Raw genomic sequence first — 17,259 nt, 5'->3', positions numbered from 1 at the left:
TCGGTCGACATAGACCAAGATCACGCAGATCTACGAGGGCACCAACCAGGTCCAGCGCGTCGTCATGTCCCGCGCGCTGCTCAAGGGCTAGATCAGCCGCCNTCTCCCCTGGCGGGCACGATCATTGGATGCAGGAAGCTGCGGCCGTGGTGGTCGGCACGGCCGTCGGGCTTGCCGTCGCGGTCGTGCCTCCCAGCTCGGCGGCCTTGGCGGTCGGGGCGGAGTCCGGCGTCGTGATCTGGGGGGTGATGGCAGCGCCCGGCAGAGACGGCCCGGCGACGATGAGGCTGGAGCCCGCCAGGCTGACCCGGCCGGAGGCGCGTGCGGCTCCGGCCGACGCCGGTGCCTCCGGGGAGACGGTCGCGGTCGGGGCGGTCCCGGCTGTGCCGGCGGCCGGGACGGTGACCGAGGGGCTCGGCCCGGGCTGCGGGGTGACGCCTGGCGAGGCCACGGGGTCGGTGCCCGATGACGCTGCGGGATCCGCGGTGGCCGACGCGCTGTCGCCGTCGCCCATCGTGCGGGCGAAGAAGGCGCGCACGGCGTCGGGATCGTAGAGGAAGTAGAACGCCGGGTGGGCGACCTGCCCGGTGACCGGGATCGTCGCGAAGGTCACCGTGCCGCTGTTCATGCCGTGCAGCCGGCTGGCGAGCCGGCGCAGGTCGGCGGGGTCGGTGGCGTCGTCGAGGACGGTGGACCGGGTGACGGCCCCGAGGAACGCGGCGAGCTTGGCGGGGCGCAGCAGCACGTCGCCGGAGGACACCTTGCGGAACACCGCCGCCAGGAACGCCTGCTGGCGGTGGATGCGGGACAGGTCGCCGTCGATGAAGCCGTGGCGCTGGCGGACGAAGGCGAGGGCCTGCGCGCCGACGAGGTGGTTGTTGCCCGGCTGCCCGACGAACCCGGAGCTGGGATCGTCGAGGTTGGTCGCGTGGACCCGCCGGCCGTTGTCGAGGGTGACCGTCTCGATGTACGGGGACGCCGTCAGGCAGACGTCGACCCCGCCGATGGCGGTCGTCATCTGCTGGAATCCGCCGAAGTCGATCTCGGCGTAGTGGTCGATGCGCACCCCGGTGAGCTGCTCCAAGGTCGCGACCAGCAGGGCCGGGCCGCCGCTGTTGAAGGCGCTGTTCACACGGTCCCGGCGCGCGCGGTGGGTGCCGCCGTCGCCGTCGGTGTAGGCGGGGATCGGCAGGTAGAGGTCCCGCGGGATGGAGACGATCTGGGTCGTGCCGTCCGATGACAGGTGCGCGATCATCATCGTGTCCGAGCGGGCCCCGCCGACCTTCGCGGCGTCCGTGCCGGTCCGCACGTCGGAGCCGACGAGCAGCCAGTTCTCCGTTCCCGCCGGCACCGCCGGGGGCCGGGAGACGTCGACGTGCGGCAGGGCGATGCTCGCCCGCGCGATCTTGCGGTCGTAGACGGTGAGGACCACCCAGCCCGACACCGTCGCGGCGAGGACGGTGACGCTCAGCACGGCCGCGAGGACGAGCGTGATCCGGGAGCCCACGCCGCGGCGGCGGCCAGGACCCCGCGCGGCCGGCTCGGCCCCGGACCCGCCGCCCGGATCCCCCGAACCACCCACCGGATCGCCGGGTCCGCCGGCGACCGGCCCGCCCGGAACCGCGGACAACGGCGACGCGACGGGTCGGGTGGACGCGGCCGAGGGTCCGCGGTAGATCGGCGCCGTGGCGTCGTCGGTGCCGACCGCCGCACCGGTGGCTGGCGGTCTCGGCTCGGCGGCCACCGGAGGACCGTCCGCCCCCGCTGCGGCGGGCCCGGCCTTCCCGCGAGCAGCGGGCGGATGGGACCGGCCTTCCGCGGGCGGAACGTCAGGGGAAGCTGAGGCGGGCACCGGTCGCTTCACGTCGCCGCCCCTCCCCGCGATGATGCCGGCGAAATGACCGGATAGACCTACCACAATAAGCGGTATTTCCCGGTCATCGGCAACCTGGACCGCGCTATGTGACGACGGCCGCCCTTACCTGGGCAAATCCAGCACCGGCCGCATCATGCCGGCCACCCAGGCGGATCCNCCCGGCCCGCCGGTACGGGCAGCCGCGTTCATCTCCGTCCTCCCACTCCCTCTGTGTCCGTTTTGTCCCTACAGGCGGCGCGGCTTTCCTCCAGGGAAAAGGGAGGGGCCGGGCATGCGCGCCCGTAACGCACGGCCGCGGGCACGGGTCCGGCCCGCGGCTCTGGTACGACAGAAGGGTCAAAGCGGCGCGGTNCAGGGAGGCTTCTTGTCCAGATCGGTCCTCGTCCTCGTCCCGACCGACGGCGGTGTCACGGCGCTGTCGGCGGTCCCCGGGATCGAGCCGCTGCGGTACGACCCGGACGCGCCCCTGCCGGCGGCGGCCCGCGAGGCCGAGGTGCTGGTCGTGGCGGCGAGCACGGTGCAGCGCCAGCTCGACGCGATGCGGGAACTGCCGAAGCTGCGTCTGGTGCAGACCATCAGCGCCGGCACCGACCAGTGGCACGGCCGGCTGCCGGCGGGGGTGGCCCTGTCGAACGCCCGGGGCGCGCATGGCGGTTCCACCGCTGAATGGGCGGTGGGCGCGCTGCTCGCCCTCTACCGCGAGATCCCGCGCTTCCTCTCCGACGCCACAGCCGGCCGCTGGGAGCCACACCAGACCGGGACCCTCGCCGGCCGGCGGGTGCTCGTCCTCGGCGCCGGCGATCTCGGCACCGCGCTGCGCCGGCGGCTCGAACCGTTCGAGACCGAGGTCACCATGGTGGCCCGGCGACCGCGGCCCGACGTGCACACCCTCGACGAGGTGCCCGGCCTGCTGCCCGACCACGACGCCGTGGTGGTGATGCTGCCGCTCGCCGACGAGCTGCGCGGCCTGGTCGACGCCGCCTTCCTCGCCCGCATGCCCGACGGCGCGATCCTGGTCAACGCCGCCCGGGGGGCCCATGTCGTGACGTCGGCGCTGCTGGCGGAGCTGGAGTCCGGGCGGCTGCGGGCGGCGCTGGACGTCACCGATCCGGAGCCGCTGCCGCCCGACCATCCGCTGTGGCGGGCCCCGGGCCTGCTGCTCACCCCGCACGTGGGCGGACTGACCACCGGCGTGTCGCAGCGGATCTGGAGCGTGATCGCCCGTCAGCTCGACCAGTACGTCCGCGACGGCCGACCGGAGAACCTCGTCGGCTGACCAGAGAACCTCGTCGGCTGACCAGAGAATCTCGCCGACCGATCGGAGAATCTCGCCGACCGGCCGGAGGACCTCGTCGACCGGCCACGGGTGGGCGCGGGATCCGGTCAGGCGCGGTCGAGCTCCGCGAGGGTGCGACGCAGGCCCTCGGCCAGCGGAGTCGGTTCCCAGCCGAGCTCGGTCTGGGCCCGGGTGGCGTCCGGGATCGCGTTCCAACGCAGGTAGTGGAGCTGGCCGCGGGCGAGCGGCGGCGGGCGGCGGGTCAGCCGGGCCACCGCCTCGCCGCCCGCGGCGAGCGCCGAGGCCGCCGCGGCCGGGATGGTGACGGCCGGCGGGCGACCGCGTCCCCCGGCGACGACGACCGCCGCGGTCAGCTCCCGCAGGCCGACGTGCATGTCGGAGAGGATGTACCGCGCGCCGGGGCGGCCCGCGCGGGCAGCCGCGAGATGACCGCGAGCCAGTCCCTCGGTGAAGACCAGCCCGAACCCGCCGGGCGGGACGGCGGGCAGNAGCCCGCGCAGCGCCGGGCGGAACATCCGGCTTTCCATCGAGGTCGGCCCGTAGGGCGGGAAGCCGTAGACGGTCGCCGGGTTGACGATGACCACCTGCATGCCACCGGCGGCGGCGAGCACCGCCCGTTCCGCGCGCTGTTTGGAACGCTCGTACGGAGTTCCCTTCGGGGCGGCGGCGAGTGCGGTCTCGTCGAAGCGGCCGCCCGGTGGGGCGTCGAACACGTCGATGGTGCTGGTGTGCACCAGCCGGCGCACGCCGGCCTGCGCCGCCGCCCGTGCGACGTTGTCCGAACCGGCCACGTTGACCCGGTCGAACTCGTCGGCGTCGGGTAGCCACTGCTCGGGAACGCCCATCGCGTTGAACACGATCTCGATCCCGGCCACGGCGGCCGGCAGCGTCGCCGGGTCGGTGACGTCCCCCACGACGACGTCGACCGGCCGGGGCAGGCCGGACGCCCGGGCCGGGTCGCGGACCAGGGCCCGCACCTGGTGGCCGGCCTCGAGTGCGGCCCGCACGACCGCCCCGCCGACCTTGCCGGTCGCGCCGGTGACCAGGACCCTCACCGGCGCGAGCCTACGTCGGGTCGTCTCCCGGGCCGGGCCACGACCCGCCGCCCCGGCCGCCCCAGCCGCCTCCCGAGCCGTCGGCCGGGTCCCGCCGGCCCCGGCCGACCAGCCGGGAGCGGCCGGCGGCGGTGCGCCTGGCCTCGACCATCCCGCGTGCCACGTACCAGCCGGCGCGGTACCAGCCGGCGCGGTACCAGGAGGTGGGGGACCAGCCGGTGCGCACCACGGCGGTGGCGTCGGGCCCCGGTCGNCCCTGTGCGGCGCGCGGTCGGGGCAGGCCGAGCAGCAGGTCCGCGCCCGCCGGCGGGGTGGTCGTGTGGGTGCTGGTAATCGCCGAATAGTCGCCGAAGAACTTCACCTCGAGGCGTTCCCGGCGGATCTTGCCCGACCCGTCCGGGATGAGGCGCAGGAAGTACAGCACGCTGGTCCCGCCCGCGGCGGCCCGGTCGTGCGGGTTGTAACCGCCGCCATCCCAGTGGAACTCCGCGCGGGTCCGCAGCACCCAGCGCAGCCCCTCGATGATGATCGGGTTCGGCTGGGGCAGCCGCATCGCGAAGTGACGTTCCAGCTCGAAGGCGCGCTCCTGTTCGACGAGGCCGGGCGGCAGCTCGGGGGTGCGCCGCACCATGAAGATCTCGACCGTGCGGCCGGCGCCGGCGTCGGAGCGCAGCGACGCATGGGTGAGGCGCACGTCGAGCAGGTCCGGCCGCACGCCGTAACGCTCGCCCAGCCGGGCCCGCACGATGACGCTCGGGACCAGCGCGCTGGGCTCAAGCCCGAGCGAGGCCAGCGCGGCCAGGGCAGCGTCGAAGTCGTCGACGGCGATCAGCAGAGCCGCGTGGTCGAGCACGCAGTACGCGGCGACGAGCGCGACCAGCTCGGCGGAGCCGTCGATTCCATCGAACAGGCCGGCGAGCAGCCCCTCGGTGTTCAGTGACCGCAACGGCACGCAGACGGCCTCGATGCGGCGGACGTCGACCTCGTCGATGGCCGTGGGGGCGCCTCGTCCGGTGACGGCGCCCCCCCGTGAGCCCCGTAGTGGCCCCCGCTGTGGCCCGGTTCCCGTCGGCGTGTCCGTCATTACGTGCCGCCTCTCGCCACGCGGCGCGGGCCCGATCGGGCGCGCCGGTCCGGTCCCGGACCGGTCCCGGACCGGGACCGGTGGGGCGGCCGCGGTCCTGGTCGTCAGGGCCGGGCCCCCGCACCGAGCCGGCTGGCTTGCTGCAGGCATCCGGGTGGGCGCCGAAACTTTTCCGGGAGCCTAGCGGCAGCGTGTGACGGCTTCGTTATCAGCTCCCTACCGAAGGCGGGAAGCGGGTAAAATCGCGCATGAGACCCGGGCGGCGTCAGGCCGGTGCGCGGCCGAGGCNGGCGACGCCCGTCGTCCGGTGGTCCCCGGCCCCGGCGGAATGCCGGCGGCGTCTGCCGCGCTTCTTTTCAGGTGACGGAAGCGACCGGTGGTGTAAGGAGGACCTCGATCGTGCTTGATCCGCAGGAGCTTTACAGTCTCACCGAGGACGCGTCCGACGACCCCATCGACGCACATCGCCCGATCATGCTGGAGGCGCTGACCGGCGTCGTCGACGCCGGCAACGCGGTCAGCCTCGCCGGCGAGCACCTGTTGACCGCGCTCGACCATCGCATCGTCGCGACGTTCGACGTCGATCAACTGCTGGACTACCGGTCCCGCCGGCCGACCATGATCTTCTCCGAGGACCACTGGGAGAGCTACACGGACCCGGTGCTCGCGCTCTACCAGCTTCGNGACGAGTCGGACACGCCGTTCCTCCTGCTCACCGGCCCCGAGCCGGACCTGCAGTGGAAGCGCTTCACGGCGGCCGTCCGCGGGCTGGTGGCCCGGCTCGGCGTCCGCCTCACCGTCGGGCTCAACGCCGTGCCGATGGCGGTTCCGCACACCCGCCCCGCGACGATCACGGCACACGGGAGCAGCAAGGAGCTGGTCGTCGGCTACGAGCCGTGGCTGCGCCGGCTCCAGGTCCCTGGCAGCGCCGGGCACCTGCTGGAGTACGAGCTGGGCCGCGACGGCCGGGACGCGATGGGCTTCGCCGTCCACGTCCCGCATTACCTGGCCCAGACGACCTACCCCGCAGCCACCGAGGTGCTGCTGACGTCCGTATCGAAGGCGACCGGCCTCATGCTTCCGCTGGACGGGCTGCGCTCCGCGGCGGTCGCCGTCCAGGACGAGGTCAACAGCCAGATCGCCCAGGGCGGGGAGGCCGCGGCGCTCGTCCACGCGTTGGAGGAGCAGTACGACGCCTACCAGCGGGGGCGGCGCGGCCCCAGCCTGCCCACGATCGACGCCGAGCAGAAGTTGCCGACCGCCGATGAGCTCGGGGNGGCGCTCGAACGCTTCCTCGCCGAACAGTCCGAGCCGGGCGGTCCGAACCCGCTGTCCTGAATCCGACACTCTGAACCGGCCGTTCGGAACCGGCCGCTCGGAACCAGCAGACCCGGCGTCGACCGGTTGTACCTCTTGTCGCACATCGTGCAGGAACTCTGCAAATCCCTGAGCGCNCACGACCTTCCGGTTTCTGCTGTTTCCTGGCGACATCCGCGAAATACCACTATTCCGTTTCGCCACCGGCGAGAGTCACCCTTTCGCCGGCACGCCGTCACCCCGGTTTGCATCGGTCTCCCGCCGCCACGACGGCGGGAGACCCGAACCCGATCCGGGCGGTCTCAGCGACGGTCGGGCACGCGGCCGATGCTCGCGTCCGACAGCGCCCGGACCGACAGCCCGTCGACGAACCGCTCGACGATCGCCCCCACCGGCCAGCGGTCGACCTCTGTGAGCAGGCGCGATGCCTCCGCGTCGGCGTGGCGGGCGTCCCACCCCTGCGCGTCCAGACTATTACGCAATGCCTCCAGGTAATCCGTTTCCGTAATTCCGGGAAGGTCTCGGACCATCGCCGTCGTCGTTCCGTAGAAAGAGCCCAGGCCGACGAAGACCCGGCCGCACTCACACCGGCCATGCGGCCGGTCCAGGTGCATGTCACAGAACGCACGCAGGGTTACGAGCTCACCTTCCACCGCCCAGTGGAAATCGTCGACACGCAGGCCCTGCGCGTACGCGGTGGCCGTGAGAAGTTTCATGACTCCCAAGCTCCTCGTGGTCGCCCGACCGCTTCCGGGTGGGAAGCGGATGCCCTCCGGATCTACGAGAAGACAACCATCCCCCACCGACAAAAGTCTCGGCTTAGCCATGATCGGGGTACTCTCGACGCACGTCCCGGACCGGCCGCGGGGACCGGCCCGAGACGATTCCGGTGGGAAGATCCAGTGGGAGGACGGCAGCCGGTGACTGCGCCTGTCGCCGCCACGGCCGACCCCGCCCCGGCCCCCGAAGGTGCCGGATCCGCCGAGGCCGCCGCGCCCCGCCAACAACGGCTCGCCGCGGGCGCCGCGACCTGGCGGGGTGTTCTGTTCCTGCTGCTGAACCTCCCTTTGGGCATTATCGGCTTCGTCTGCGTGACGACGGCGCTGGCCCTCGGTGCGGGCCTGGTGGTCACGGTGATCGGGATACCCGTGCTCGCGTTCGGCCTGCAGTTGTGCCGCGTGTTGGGCACCATCGAGCGGGTCCGGGCGCGGTGGCTGCTCGGCCTGCGGATCGGCGCGCCGTCGCGGCGGCCGCGCCGCCGGGCCGGCGGGCTCGGCTCGATGTTCGCCGCGCTGGCCGATCCAGTGTCCTGGCGTACCGCGTTGTACCTGTTCATCCGCCTGCCCTGGAGCATCATCAGCTTTGTGGCGGCGGTGCTGCTGCTCACCGTGGGCTGGGTGGTGCTGCCCTCGGCCACGCGCGGGCTCGTCGCGGTCGATCGGGCGATGATCCGCGGACTGCTCTCCCCGTCGGAGGGGGTGGAGCGACGGATCCGGGAGCTGGAGGCGGACCGGGGCGCGCTCGCCGACTCCGCCGCCGCCGACCTGCGGCGGATCGAACGCGACCTGCACGACGGCGCGCAGGCCCGGCTCGTCGCGCTGGCCATGGGCCTGGGGCTGGCGAAGGAGAAGCTCGCCGACGATCCTGACGCCGCCGCCCAAATGGTCGCCGAGGCGCACGGCGAGGCGAAACTCGCCCTGCAGGAGCTGCGCGACCTCGCCCGCGGCATCCATCCCGCGATCCTCACCGATCGCGGCCTGCCCGCGGCCCTGACCTCGCTTGCCGCCCGGTGCACCGTGCCCACCCGGGCCGCCGTCGAGCTGAGCAGCCGGCCGGCCCCCGCCCTGGAGGGCATCGTCTACTTCACCGCGTCGGAGCTGCTCACCAACATCAGCAAGCACAGCCAGGCCAGCGCCGCCACGATCGAGCTGCGCCGCCCCGACAGAGCCAGCCTGCTGCTGCGGGTCAGCGACGACGGCGTCGGCGGCGCGNATCCCCGCTGCGGTACGGGTCTCGCCGGTCTGACCGGGCGCCTGGACGCCATCGACGGCACCCTGGTCGTCGACAGCCCGCCCGGCGGCCCGACGCTGGTCAGCGTCGCGCTGCCCTGGCGGGATGCCACCGACGACCCCGGCTCCGGGCACTGATCTTCGGTGCCGTCCGCCGCCAGGGCACCGCTCGGGCGAAACCGTCAGACTGGCCGCNCCACCGGGCCCGTCTCGCCAGGTACGAGACCCGGCGTGCCCGGGTCAGGTCCGACAGCCGACTCCGCCGCAGCCGATCCGTCCCGTGGTGCCGCAGGCCGCGGACTGCCGGCCGCCCGACCCGGCAACAGCAGGNCCATCGGAACGGCGAGTACGGAGAACCCCAGCGTCCACCAGAACGCCACCGCGTAGGCGTGCGCCTGCGCGCCGAGGTCTACCGCGGCGCCACCCGACGTCGTCCCCCGTAGCTGATGGGCCAGAACCACCGCGAGCACGGCGGTGCCGAGAGAGCCGCCGATCTGCTGGAAGATGCGCACCGCCGAGGTGGCGCGGGGAATGTCGGTGGGACGTAGTCCATGGTAGGCCGCCGACATGACGGGGATCGACGCGGCCGCGAGGCCCATTCCCCGCAGCACCAGGGAGCCCCCGAGGAGGACCTCGCTCGTGTCCGCGCCGACCTGGGTGTAGGCCACCGAGCCCAGCACGCTGAGCACGATCCCGATCAGGACGAGCAGCCGCGGGCTGGTCCGATCGACCAGCCGGNCGACCAGAATCATCGCAAGCATCATGCCGAGCCCCTGTGGCGCGAGCAGTAGCCCGGCCTCGATGGCGCTGCGCCCCCGCACCTGCTGCTCGTAGAGCGGAAGCAACAACATCGCGCCGTAGAGCGAGAGCCCGAACAGGAACATCATCCCCGCGGAGCCGCAGAACGACGCGAAGCGGAACAGGCGCAGATCGATCAACGGAACGATTTTGGTCCGCAACGCGTGCCAGGCAAACACGGCGATCATCGCCAATCCGGTGAGCAGAGGCACCAGCGCCCTCGGGTCGGTGAAGTCGCCGCGCCGACCCGCCTCGGACAAGCCGTAGATCGCGACGGCGAGCCCCGGCGAGAGCAGGGCAAACCCGACCCCGTCGAACGGGTGGCGCTGCGCTACCNGCATCTCGGGCATCAGGCGCCAGGCCAGCGCGATGGCGACGACACAGACCGGCACGTTGACGAAGAAGATCCACCGCCAGCCGAGATCGTCGATGAGCACACCGCCGACGACGGGGCCGAGCACGGGGGTGAGCAGGGCCGGGACGGCCACCGTCGCCATGAGCCGGCCCAACCGCGCGGGACCGGCCGCCTGGGCGAGGATCGTCTGCATCAGCGGCAGCAGCAGCCCGCCCCCCGCGCCCTGGACGATCCGGAAGGCGATCAGGCTGCTCGCGGACCAGGCGATCCCGCAGNGCACGGAGCCCACCAGGAACAGCGTCAGCGACGCCAGCCACATCCGCTTACCCCCGAAGCGTTCGACCGACCAGCCGGTGAGTGGGATCACCACCGCGAGGGCCAGCAGGTAGNCGGTGCTGACCCACTGGATTGTCGACACGCCGACGTCGAAGGACCGCGCGAGGGTGTCGAGCGCGACCGACACGATCGTCGCGTCGAGCTGCACCACGACCGCTCCGACGAGAACGACCAGCGCCAGCCGGACGAGCTCGGGATCCAACCGGTCGCCACTGCCCGCGCCGGCGCCATCCGCCGTCGACACCTCGGCCTGCACAGCCATGGGCCCACACCTCCGGAACGGTTCAGGGGATCACGTCACGGCGCCACCAGCGCGGCGGATAACCGGCACTCGCCAACCCACGCCTGAACGATACACCGTCTCGCTTTCGCTACGGCGCATCGTGACTCGTACACCGTAACGATGTCGTCGGACCACGTAACCTCGAGGTATGGGTGACCACACCCGCGCGGAGAGACTCCCGGCGGTACCGACGGCCTTCGTCCCCCCGGCCCCCGCACACCGCCCGGCAGCACCCGCAGGCCCGACACCCACGAACCTGACCCCCACGAGCCCGACCCCCACGAGCCCGACGCTCGCCGGGGTGACGGGCGCGGCAGACCGCCCGGCGCCGGCGGGGGGGTCGTCCGGGATCGTCTGGGCCCGGCCGGCCGAACGCCGCCGGCCGCGGCTGACCCGGGAGGCGATCGTGGACGCGGCTGTCGCGATGGCCGACGCCGAGGGGCTCGAGGCGGTCTCGATCCGCCGGGTCGCGGCGGCGCTCGACGCCCGGCCGATGAGCCTGTACTCCCATTTCGACCGCAAGGACGACCTGCTCGCGCTGATGAACGACCAGGTGGCGGCCGAGGTGATCGTGCCCGAGCCGCTGCCGGCGGACTGGCGGGACGCCCTGCGCGCCATCGCCCACCGCACCCGGGACAGCAGCCTGCGCCATCCCTGGGTCCTGCAGACGCTCGCCTGCCATCCTCGCCTCGGCCCGAACGGGCTGCGCCACGCCGAGCAGTCCGCGGCGGCGGTGTCCGCCCTGCCGCTACCGCCCCGCCGGCGAGGTGCGCTGCTGCGCGCCGTCGACACCTACACCCTCGGGCACGTCACCGCCGAACTGCGGGAGCGCCAGGGCTATCTCGGCGGCGCCGACCGGGCGGGGGTGCAGCGCTATCTGACCGGCGTGCTCGAGAGCGGCCAGTACCCGCACCTGGCCCAGTTCCACAGCCAGGACCTCGTCCTGGTCGGTGAGGATGCCCGAGAGAGCTTCGCCGAGGGCCTGGAATGGCTGCTGGCCGGGATCGCGGCCGCCATCGGCGCGACACCGTCCTGACCAGCACCGCCCTGACCAGCACCGTCCCGATGTGCCCACCCGCGCCCACCGCGATCAGACGCTGCCCAGCACCCGGGTGATCCGCACCTCCAGGACGACCCGCAGCGGGTTGGCCCGCGGCTCGCGGTAACGCTGCGCGTAGCGCCGCTCCGCCTCCGCGATGCTCGCCGGATCGTCACGTACCACGGCCAGCCCCTCCAGCGTCGACCAGCGGCGCCCGTCGATCTGGCAGACCGCGACCGCGGTTCCCGCGGCGGGCCCCGCGGCGATCAGCCGCGCCTTGCGGGACCGGCCGGAGGTGATCACGCGGGCGAGCCCGGCCGCCGGGTCGAGGGTCGCGCCGACGGCGACCACGTGCGCGCTGCCGTCGGCGCGCACCGTGGTCAGGCTGCACAGGTGCCGCTCCCGCCAGAAGTCGAGGAACTCCCCGCCACGACCGGTCAGGTCGGGCGGCCGGGCGGACTGGTTCGACATGCCGCCAGCCTGCCACGGACAGGCGGGGCCGTCCGGCAGCCACGCAACCGGAGAGCACTGCCACGATACGCACCCAAAACAGCACCTTTACCAACCCGATACCCACACGACACGAGCCGGAAAGCACCGCTGCCGACCCTCGTCGCACGACGCATCTTCGCTGGTCCGACGCTCGCCCACGGACCACGGGGACACGCACAACGGCGGCGCAGGGACTAGGAGCGACACGCCGTTCGACTTCGGGACGATCGACACAGGGGACACCGCCTGGGTGCTGGCCAGCGCCGCCCTCGTCCTGCTCATGACGCCGGGCCTGGCGTTCTTCTACGGGGGGATGGTCCGGGTCGAGAACGTCCTGAGCATGATCATGCAGAACTTCTTCTGCATGGGCATCGTCAGCGTGCTGTGGGTCCTGGTCACCTACAGCCTGGCCTTCGGCGGGGCGAACGGGTTCGTCGGCGGGTTCGACCACGTCGGGCTCGCCCATATGAACGTCCAGGTCGCCGGTTACACGGGCGCGGCGGGGCAGACCATCCCGCCGGTCGTGTTCGTCTGCTTCCAGCTCATGTTCGCCGTCATCACGCCGGCGCTCATCACGGGGGCGAGCGCGGACCGGTTCCGGTTCAGCGCCTTCGCGCTGTTCATCGCGCTGTGGTCGGTGCTGGTCTACGGCCCGGTCGCACACTGGGTCTTCTCCCCCACCGGCTGGCTCTACGAGCACGGCGCCGAGGACTTCGCCGGGGGGACCGTCGTCCACGCCAACGCCGGCGCCGCCGCACTCGCGGTGGCTATCGTGCTGGGTCCCCGCCGTGGCTGGCCCAGCGGCGACTTCCGCCCGCACAACGTCCCGTTCGTTCTGCTCGGCGCGGGCCTGCTGTGGTTCGGCTGGTTCGGCTTCAACGCCGGCTCCNCGCTGCACGCCAACGAGCTGGCGGGCAGCGCGTTCGTGAACACCAACACCGCGGCCGCCTGCGCCATGCTGGGCTGGATTCTCATGGAGCGCCTGCGCGACGGGATGGCCTCCACGCTCGGCGCCGCCTCCGGCGCCGTCGCCGGCCTGGTGGCGATCACCCCCGCGGCCGGGTACGTCACCCCGGTCGGCTCGATCGTCATCGGTCTGCTCGCCGGCGGCGTCTGCGCCCTGGCCACCGCCGTCAAGGGCAAGGTCGGCATCGACGACGNCCTGGACGTCGGCGCCGTGCACCTCGTCGGCGGCGCGCTGGGCGCCCTGCTCATCGGACTGCTGGGTAGCAGCGACATCGGCGGCAGGGACGGGCTGTTCTACGGCGGCGGCAGCCGCCTGCTACGCGAGCAGATCGTCGCCGTCGCGGCGGTGGTGGCCTACTCGTTCGTCGTCTCACTGATCATCGCTGGGGCGGTGCGGCTGGTCCACCGGCTGCGGGTGACCGCGGACGAGGAGGCCGAGGGTCTCGACACCACCCAGCACGGCGAGGTCGCCTACCGGCTCTGGTGACCTCCAGCCGCTGGCGACCTCGATCCTGACCCCGACCCCGACCCTGACCCTGAGCCCGACCATGACCCTGACCCTGAGCCTCCCATCCCCGGTGACCCCGGCCGCGGGAGCCGAGGGTCGCGAACTGGCCGCAGGTCGGGCGTCAGGGCCGCACGCCGTCCGCGTCCGGGACGATGGTGACGCCGAGCCGGCGGTGGGTGAGCACCGGGAACTCGGCGCGGACGGCGGCCGGGAGGGCCGGGTCGAGCTCGGCGCGGACCCGGGCGGGGCCCTGGCCACCCTCGGCCAGCACCACCCCCCACGGGTCTACGACGACGCTCGCCCCCGCCATGTCGCGGCCCGCGTGCCGGCCCGCGAGGTTACAGGCGACGAGGTGGACCTGGTTCTCGATCGCGCGGGCCCGGGTGAGCACGCGCCAGTGCTCCAGCCGGGCCGCGGGCCACGCCGACACGACCGCGACGAGATCGGCACCGGCGTCGCCGAGCAGCCGGAACAGCTCGGGGAAACGAAGGTCATAGCAGGTGGCCAGGCCGATGCAGCCGAGCTCGGTGCGCACGGCGTCGGCGGTCGTTCCCGGCGTGAGCAGCCTGGCCTCGTCGGATTCGTAGCCGAACAGGTGAATCTTCCGATACGTGTGCAGCATGTCGCCACCGGGACCGATCAGGGCGGTCGTGTTGTACAGCCGGCCGTCGTCGGCCCGCTCCACCAGGCTGCCGGCGACCAGGTGGAATCGGCGTTCCCGGGCCACCTCCCGCAGCGCGGTCAGCGTCGGGCCGGTCAGCGGCTCCGCCTGCGCCCGGTAAGCGTCGAAATGGAAGTAGCCGGTGGCCCACAGCTCGGGGAGCACGACGAGGTCGGCGTCGGTCCGGCGCAGTTCGGCCAGCACCCGGCGCACCCGGTCCGCGGCGCTCTCGCCGTCCGGGCAGTCGATCTGCAGGCACACGGTGCGGATGCGGCCGGCCGCCGGAGCGGTCGCCGACGCCGGTGCCGGTGCTGGTGCCGAAAGCGGTGCCGGTGTCGTCGGGTTCATGGCGGGTCTCCAGCATGTCGCGATCAGCTCAGGCCGAGCATCGACTTCCACTGCTGGGCGCTCGTCGGCCGGAAGACGTGGTTCATCCGCTTGACGACCGACAGGTCCTCGGAGGACTGCGGCGAGTACTGGTGGCCCGGAAAGACGGTGGTGGTGTCCGGCAGGGTGGCCAGCCGGCGCAGGCTGTCGTACATCAGCCCGGCATCGCCGCCGGGCAGGTCCATCNGGCCGCAGCCCTCCAGGAACAGGGTGTCGCCCGCGACAAGCCGGTTGTCGACGACGAAGCACTGGCTGCCGGGGGTGTGACCCGGGGTGTGCAGGAGCTGGATCGGGATCTCCCCGACCGTGACCACGTCGGCGTCGTCGTGCTCGACGAGGTCGGTGGCGGAGACCTCGGTGGCCCGGCGCACCCACTCGGCCTCGGCCCGGTTGACGTGGATGGGCACGGGCACGCGGGTGAGCAGCTCGCGGATGCCCTCGATCTCGAAACCGAACGCGGAGCCGCCCACGTGATCGGCGTGGTAGTGGCTGACGAGCGCGCCGGTGAGCCGCATGCCGTCGGCGGCGACCAGGGCGAGCAGGTCGTCCACCTTGTAGGCGGGGTCGACGACCACCGCCTCGCCGGTCTCCCGATCCCCGACGAGGTAGACGAAGTTGACCATCTGGGTGCCGACCGGGTCGCCGACGGCGAAGTCGCGGCCGGACAGAAGCTGGCGGAAGTACAGACGCTCGGTCATCCGTTCAGCTTATGAAGGTCCGCCCCGAGGTGGGACGAGCCGGCGACGTGGGGCTACATTCGGCGACATGACGGGGGATGAACCCACGTCGCGGACGCCGGCAACCGGCCCCCCGCAGCCGCCCGACGCCCGGGTCACTCCCCGCCAGGTGGCGCGCTGGCGTCGCTCCGGGCTGGTCCGCGACGGCGGCCGTGACCTGGCCCAGCTCCGGATGATCGGGACGCTGTGGCGGGCCGGGATCAGCCTGGGCCGCATCCGCGCTGCCTTCGACCGCGCGGCCACCCGTGCCGACCCCACAACGCACGACTCCGGATACGACTTCCGGCGTTACGCCGTGTATGCGGACGAACTGTACGTCCAGCACGCCGACGGAAGCTGGGAAGGCGACCGCCGCCCGGGCCAGCTCGTCCTCGACGAGGCGCTGCCCCTGCACCCGGTCGACGTCGCGCTTGTGTCCGGACCATCCGCTCGCCCGGCGCGCGCGGTCGTCACCCGCCCGGCGCCCCCCATCCGCTCGCCGGGCCCGATCGTTCCGGCCGATGTCGAGGCGATCCGGCGCTTCCTCGCCCGCCAGGACCGCCCAGAACCCCCACAGGATCGCCCAGAACCCCCGCAGGACCCGGAACCCCCGCAGGACCCGGAACCCCCGCAGGACCGGGAATCCGTCGCGTCATCCGGCGACCGGCCGGGGTGCCCGGTGGGCGGTGAAGAAATCGAGGATGGCGCCGGTGGCGTCGAAGGTGCGCCCGGCGGGTGAGTCGTGTGGGTCGCGGCGGGCCTCGGGACTCGCCGGCCACAGGTGGGTGCCGCCGAGGACCGTGTCGAACAGGACCTCGCCGCCGCCCGCGCAGCCGACGTAGCGGCGGGTGACGATCTCGGCGGCGGGCCGGGTGGTCAGCGGGGTCGGGTCGCAGCCGTAGCGATCGGCGTAGGCGCGGACCACCTCCGGCGCCGCGGGCACCCGGGTCGAGGAGCCCGCCACCACGCCGCCACCGTAGGGCACCGACGGATCGGCGGTGCCGTGCACGGCCATCGTCGCCGGCGCGCGCCCGGCGGGGCAACGGGCCTCGAAGGTCGAGGAGACCATGGCCACGGCGGCGAACCGGGCGGACCGGCAGACCAGCGCGGCGGCGAACTCGGCGCCGTTGGAATGCCCGGTGGCGTACACCCGCCGGCCGTCGAGGCAGAACCGGGAGGCGAGGTCGGTCAGCAGGGCACCGACGAAGCCGACGTCGTCGGCCCTGCCCGGCTCGCTCAGGGTGTTCCACCGGCGCGGCGTGCCGAGCGCGTCGGGAGTCACCACGACGAAGCCGCGCCCGGCGCCGGCCGCACCCAGGCGAGACCGCTGATCCTCCAGCGCCGCGTCCGCCTTGAAACCGTGGAAGTCGAAGACGACGGGATAGGAGAATCGCCCGTCGTAATCCGCGGGCACCGCCAACCGGTAGGAACGCCGGACGCCGTCGTGAACGAGAACGTGCACCCCGCCGGACAGCGGAACGCGTCCGGCGGACGCCGCACACCCGTCGCCGGCCGTCAGGCGGGACGAGCCCGCGGCCAGCCGCAGTGGCGGTGCGCCGGCAACCTGGCCGATGGTGGTCTCGGAGCGGCCGGGCAACACCGCCACGGCCAGCGACATGACCGCCGCCATGACGGCGATGCCCATCACGGCGAGCGGCCATCTCGGCACACTCCCAGCACGGAACATCTGACCACGGTACGAACAAGGCCCGGGAAATATGACGTCTGGCCACGGACGCCTGTCCGACTGTCCGCATCGGGACAGGCGCCCGGCAGCGGACCTTCGCCGACGAGGCTCGGCGTCCTCCCCGCGTGGCGAACCGCCGACCAGGCGGCCGACAGCCGCGGCATCGTCGCGATCGTTGCGGAACGGGTCGGTCTGCGGCGGTTTCCCGCACGTACGAACGCGGCGGGGGACAGAACCATAGACTGGCGGAAGGCGGCGGCGCACCGACGGCACCGGCTCACCCGCGCCCACCCGCCTCCTCTCCGAGGCGTTGGCCTGGCGGCCCGTGGCCCGCGCTCGACCGCTCCGCGTCCGACACACCGGCACCGCGCCAGCCACCGATCTCCCCGGGGG

General features: G+C 73.0%; 11 protein-coding genes and 13 pseudogenes. 10 read left to right on the top strand and 14 right to left on the bottom strand.

The genetic code is table 11. From position 1 onward, the window contains the following. Positions 1 to 121 precede the first annotated feature (121 nt). On the bottom strand, positions 122 to 1,744 hold the full coding sequence (locus FF86_RS09065) for an LCP family protein (RefSeq protein ID WP_236706246.1): 1,623 nt from the start codon (positions 1,742 to 1,744) through the stop codon (positions 122 to 124). A 496-nt stretch (positions 1,745 to 2,240) separates the two neighbouring features. Between FF86_RS09065 and FF86_RS09060 the strand changes: the two genes are divergently transcribed. Further along, positions 2,241 to 3,152 (top strand): 2-hydroxyacid dehydrogenase, encoded by a 912-nt coding sequence (locus FF86_RS09060; RefSeq protein ID WP_044883052.1) that lies wholly within the window; start codon positions 2,241 to 2,243, stop codon positions 3,150 to 3,152. A gap of 107 nt (positions 3,153 to 3,259) precedes the next feature. Here the strand turns inward: FF86_RS09060 and FF86_RS65720 are convergent, their stop codons facing one another. Further along, positions 3,260 to 3,661 (bottom strand): hypothetical protein, encoded by a 402-nt coding sequence (locus tag FF86_RS65720; protein ID WP_396229820.1) that lies wholly within the window; start codon positions 3,659 to 3,661, stop codon positions 3,260 to 3,262. Position 3,662: 1 nt separating this feature from the next. After that, positions 3,663 to 4,228: NAD-dependent epimerase/dehydratase family protein (locus tag FF86_RS44225; RefSeq protein ID WP_255355742.1), on the bottom strand; the 566-nt coding region annotated here is incomplete at its 3' end. Between the two features lie 1,483 nt (positions 4,229 to 5,711). On the opposite strand from FF86_RS44225, the pseudogene FF86_RS44220 reads away from it, so the two are divergent. After that, a pseudogene (locus FF86_RS44220) lies at positions 5,712 to 5,995 on the top strand (PAC2 family protein); the annotation flags it as partial. A gap of 1 nt (position 5,996) precedes the next feature. Then, positions 5,997 to 6,588 (top strand): annotated as a pseudogene (locus FF86_RS44215) (proteasome assembly chaperone family protein); the annotation flags it as partial. 343 nt (positions 6,589 to 6,931) lie between these two features. On the opposite strand, the gene FF86_RS09040 reads toward FF86_RS44215, so the two are convergent. Further along, positions 6,932 to 7,345 carry a hypothetical protein gene (locus FF86_RS09040; protein WP_044882957.1) on the bottom strand — a complete coding sequence of 138 codons (414 nt, stop codon included), beginning with the start codon at positions 7,343 to 7,345 and terminating at the stop codon, positions 6,932 to 6,934. A gap of 204 nt (positions 7,346 to 7,549) precedes the next feature. On the opposite strand from FF86_RS09040, the pseudogene FF86_RS09035 reads away from it, so the two are divergent. Then, positions 7,550 to 8,620 (top strand): annotated as a pseudogene (locus FF86_RS09035) (sensor histidine kinase); the annotation flags it as partial. Position 8,621: 1 nt separating this feature from the next. Further along, positions 8,622 to 8,776 (top strand): annotated as a pseudogene (locus tag FF86_RS65715) (sensor histidine kinase); the annotation flags it as partial. Positions 8,777 to 8,969: 193 nt separating this feature from the next. Here FF86_RS65715 and FF86_RS44210 read toward each other — a convergent pair. The 5 pseudogenes from FF86_RS44210 to FF86_RS44190 form a co-directional block, all read right to left on the bottom strand. After that, positions 8,970 to 9,376 (bottom strand): annotated as a pseudogene (locus tag FF86_RS44210) (MFS transporter); the annotation flags it as partial. A gap of 1 nt (position 9,377) precedes the next feature. Continuing rightward, positions 9,378 to 9,772 (bottom strand): annotated as a pseudogene (locus FF86_RS44205) (MFS transporter); the annotation flags it as partial. Between the two features lies 1 nt (position 9,773). After that, positions 9,774 to 10,066: pseudogene (locus FF86_RS44200) on the bottom strand (MFS transporter); the annotation flags it as partial. Position 10,067: 1 nt separating this feature from the next. Continuing rightward, positions 10,068 to 10,180 (bottom strand): annotated as a pseudogene (locus FF86_RS44195) (hypothetical protein); the annotation flags it as partial. Position 10,181: 1 nt separating this feature from the next. Then, positions 10,182 to 10,389 (bottom strand): annotated as a pseudogene (locus FF86_RS44190) (MFS transporter); the annotation flags it as partial. 322 nt (positions 10,390 to 10,711) lie between these two features. Between FF86_RS44190 and FF86_RS09025 the strand changes: the two are divergent. Continuing rightward, the gene (locus FF86_RS09025; RefSeq protein WP_044882954.1) at positions 10,712 to 11,446 is read left to right on the top strand and encodes a TetR/AcrR family transcriptional regulator; all 735 of its coding nucleotides are present in this window, start codon (positions 10,712 to 10,714) and stop codon (positions 11,444 to 11,446) included. A 54-nt stretch (positions 11,447 to 11,500) separates the two neighbouring features. On the opposite strand, the gene FF86_RS09020 is transcribed toward FF86_RS09025, so the two are convergent. Continuing rightward, on the bottom strand, positions 11,501 to 11,920 hold the full coding sequence (locus FF86_RS09020; RefSeq protein ID WP_044882953.1) for a pyridoxamine 5'-phosphate oxidase family protein: 420 nt from the start codon (positions 11,918 to 11,920) through the stop codon (positions 11,501 to 11,503). A 247-nt stretch (positions 11,921 to 12,167) separates the two neighbouring features. Between FF86_RS09020 and FF86_RS44185 the strand changes: the two are divergent. From FF86_RS44185 to FF86_RS44175, 3 pseudogenes are all read left to right on the top strand, one after another. Beyond that, a pseudogene (locus tag FF86_RS44185) lies at positions 12,168 to 12,830 on the top strand (ammonium transporter); the annotation flags it as partial. Between the two features lies 1 nt (position 12,831). After that, positions 12,832 to 13,101 (top strand): annotated as a pseudogene (locus FF86_RS44180) (ammonium transporter); the annotation flags it as partial. 1 nt (position 13,102) lies between these two features. Further along, a pseudogene (locus FF86_RS44175) lies at positions 13,103 to 13,394 on the top strand (ammonium transporter); the annotation flags it as partial. Between the two features lie 142 nt (positions 13,395 to 13,536). Here the strand turns inward: FF86_RS44175 and FF86_RS09010 are convergent. The 3 genes and pseudogenes from FF86_RS09010 to FF86_RS09005 all read right to left on the bottom strand — a co-directional run. Then, on the bottom strand, positions 13,537 to 14,424 hold the full coding sequence (locus FF86_RS09010) for a carbon-nitrogen family hydrolase (protein WP_242418435.1): 888 nt from the start codon (positions 14,422 to 14,424) through the stop codon (positions 13,537 to 13,539). A gap of 23 nt (positions 14,425 to 14,447) precedes the next feature. Beyond that, positions 14,448 to 14,649 (bottom strand): annotated as a pseudogene (locus FF86_RS44170) (MBL fold metallo-hydrolase); the annotation flags it as partial. Between the two features lies 1 nt (position 14,650). Further along, positions 14,651 to 15,161 (bottom strand): MBL fold metallo-hydrolase (locus FF86_RS09005; protein WP_242418434.1); only part of this gene is annotated, 511 nt, incomplete at its 3' end. Positions 15,162 to 15,228: 67 nt separating this feature from the next. On the opposite strand from FF86_RS09005, the gene FF86_RS33180 reads away from it, so the two are divergent. After that, positions 15,229 to 15,918, top strand: coding sequence for a helix-turn-helix domain-containing protein (locus FF86_RS33180; protein WP_052680870.1), 690 nt, complete (start codon positions 15,229 to 15,231; stop codon positions 15,916 to 15,918). Here FF86_RS33180 and FF86_RS08995 read toward each other — a convergent pair. Next, positions 15,832 to 16,848: a PHB depolymerase family esterase gene (locus FF86_RS08995; protein WP_236706247.1), complete on the bottom strand. Its 1,017-nt coding sequence runs from the start codon at positions 16,846 to 16,848 to the stop codon at positions 15,832 to 15,834. The genes FF86_RS33180 and FF86_RS08995 overlap by 87 nt on opposite strands. Between the last annotated feature and the right edge of the window lie 411 nt (positions 16,849 to 17,259).

Source organism: Frankia sp. CpI1-P (assembly GCF_001421075.1).
GTDB classification, from domain to species: domain Bacteria; phylum Actinomycetota; class Actinomycetes; order Frankiales; family Frankiaceae; genus Frankia; species Frankia torreyi.
The sequence above is the reverse complement of the archived record's forward strand: the minus strand, read 5'-3'. Positions and strand labels throughout refer to the sequence as shown.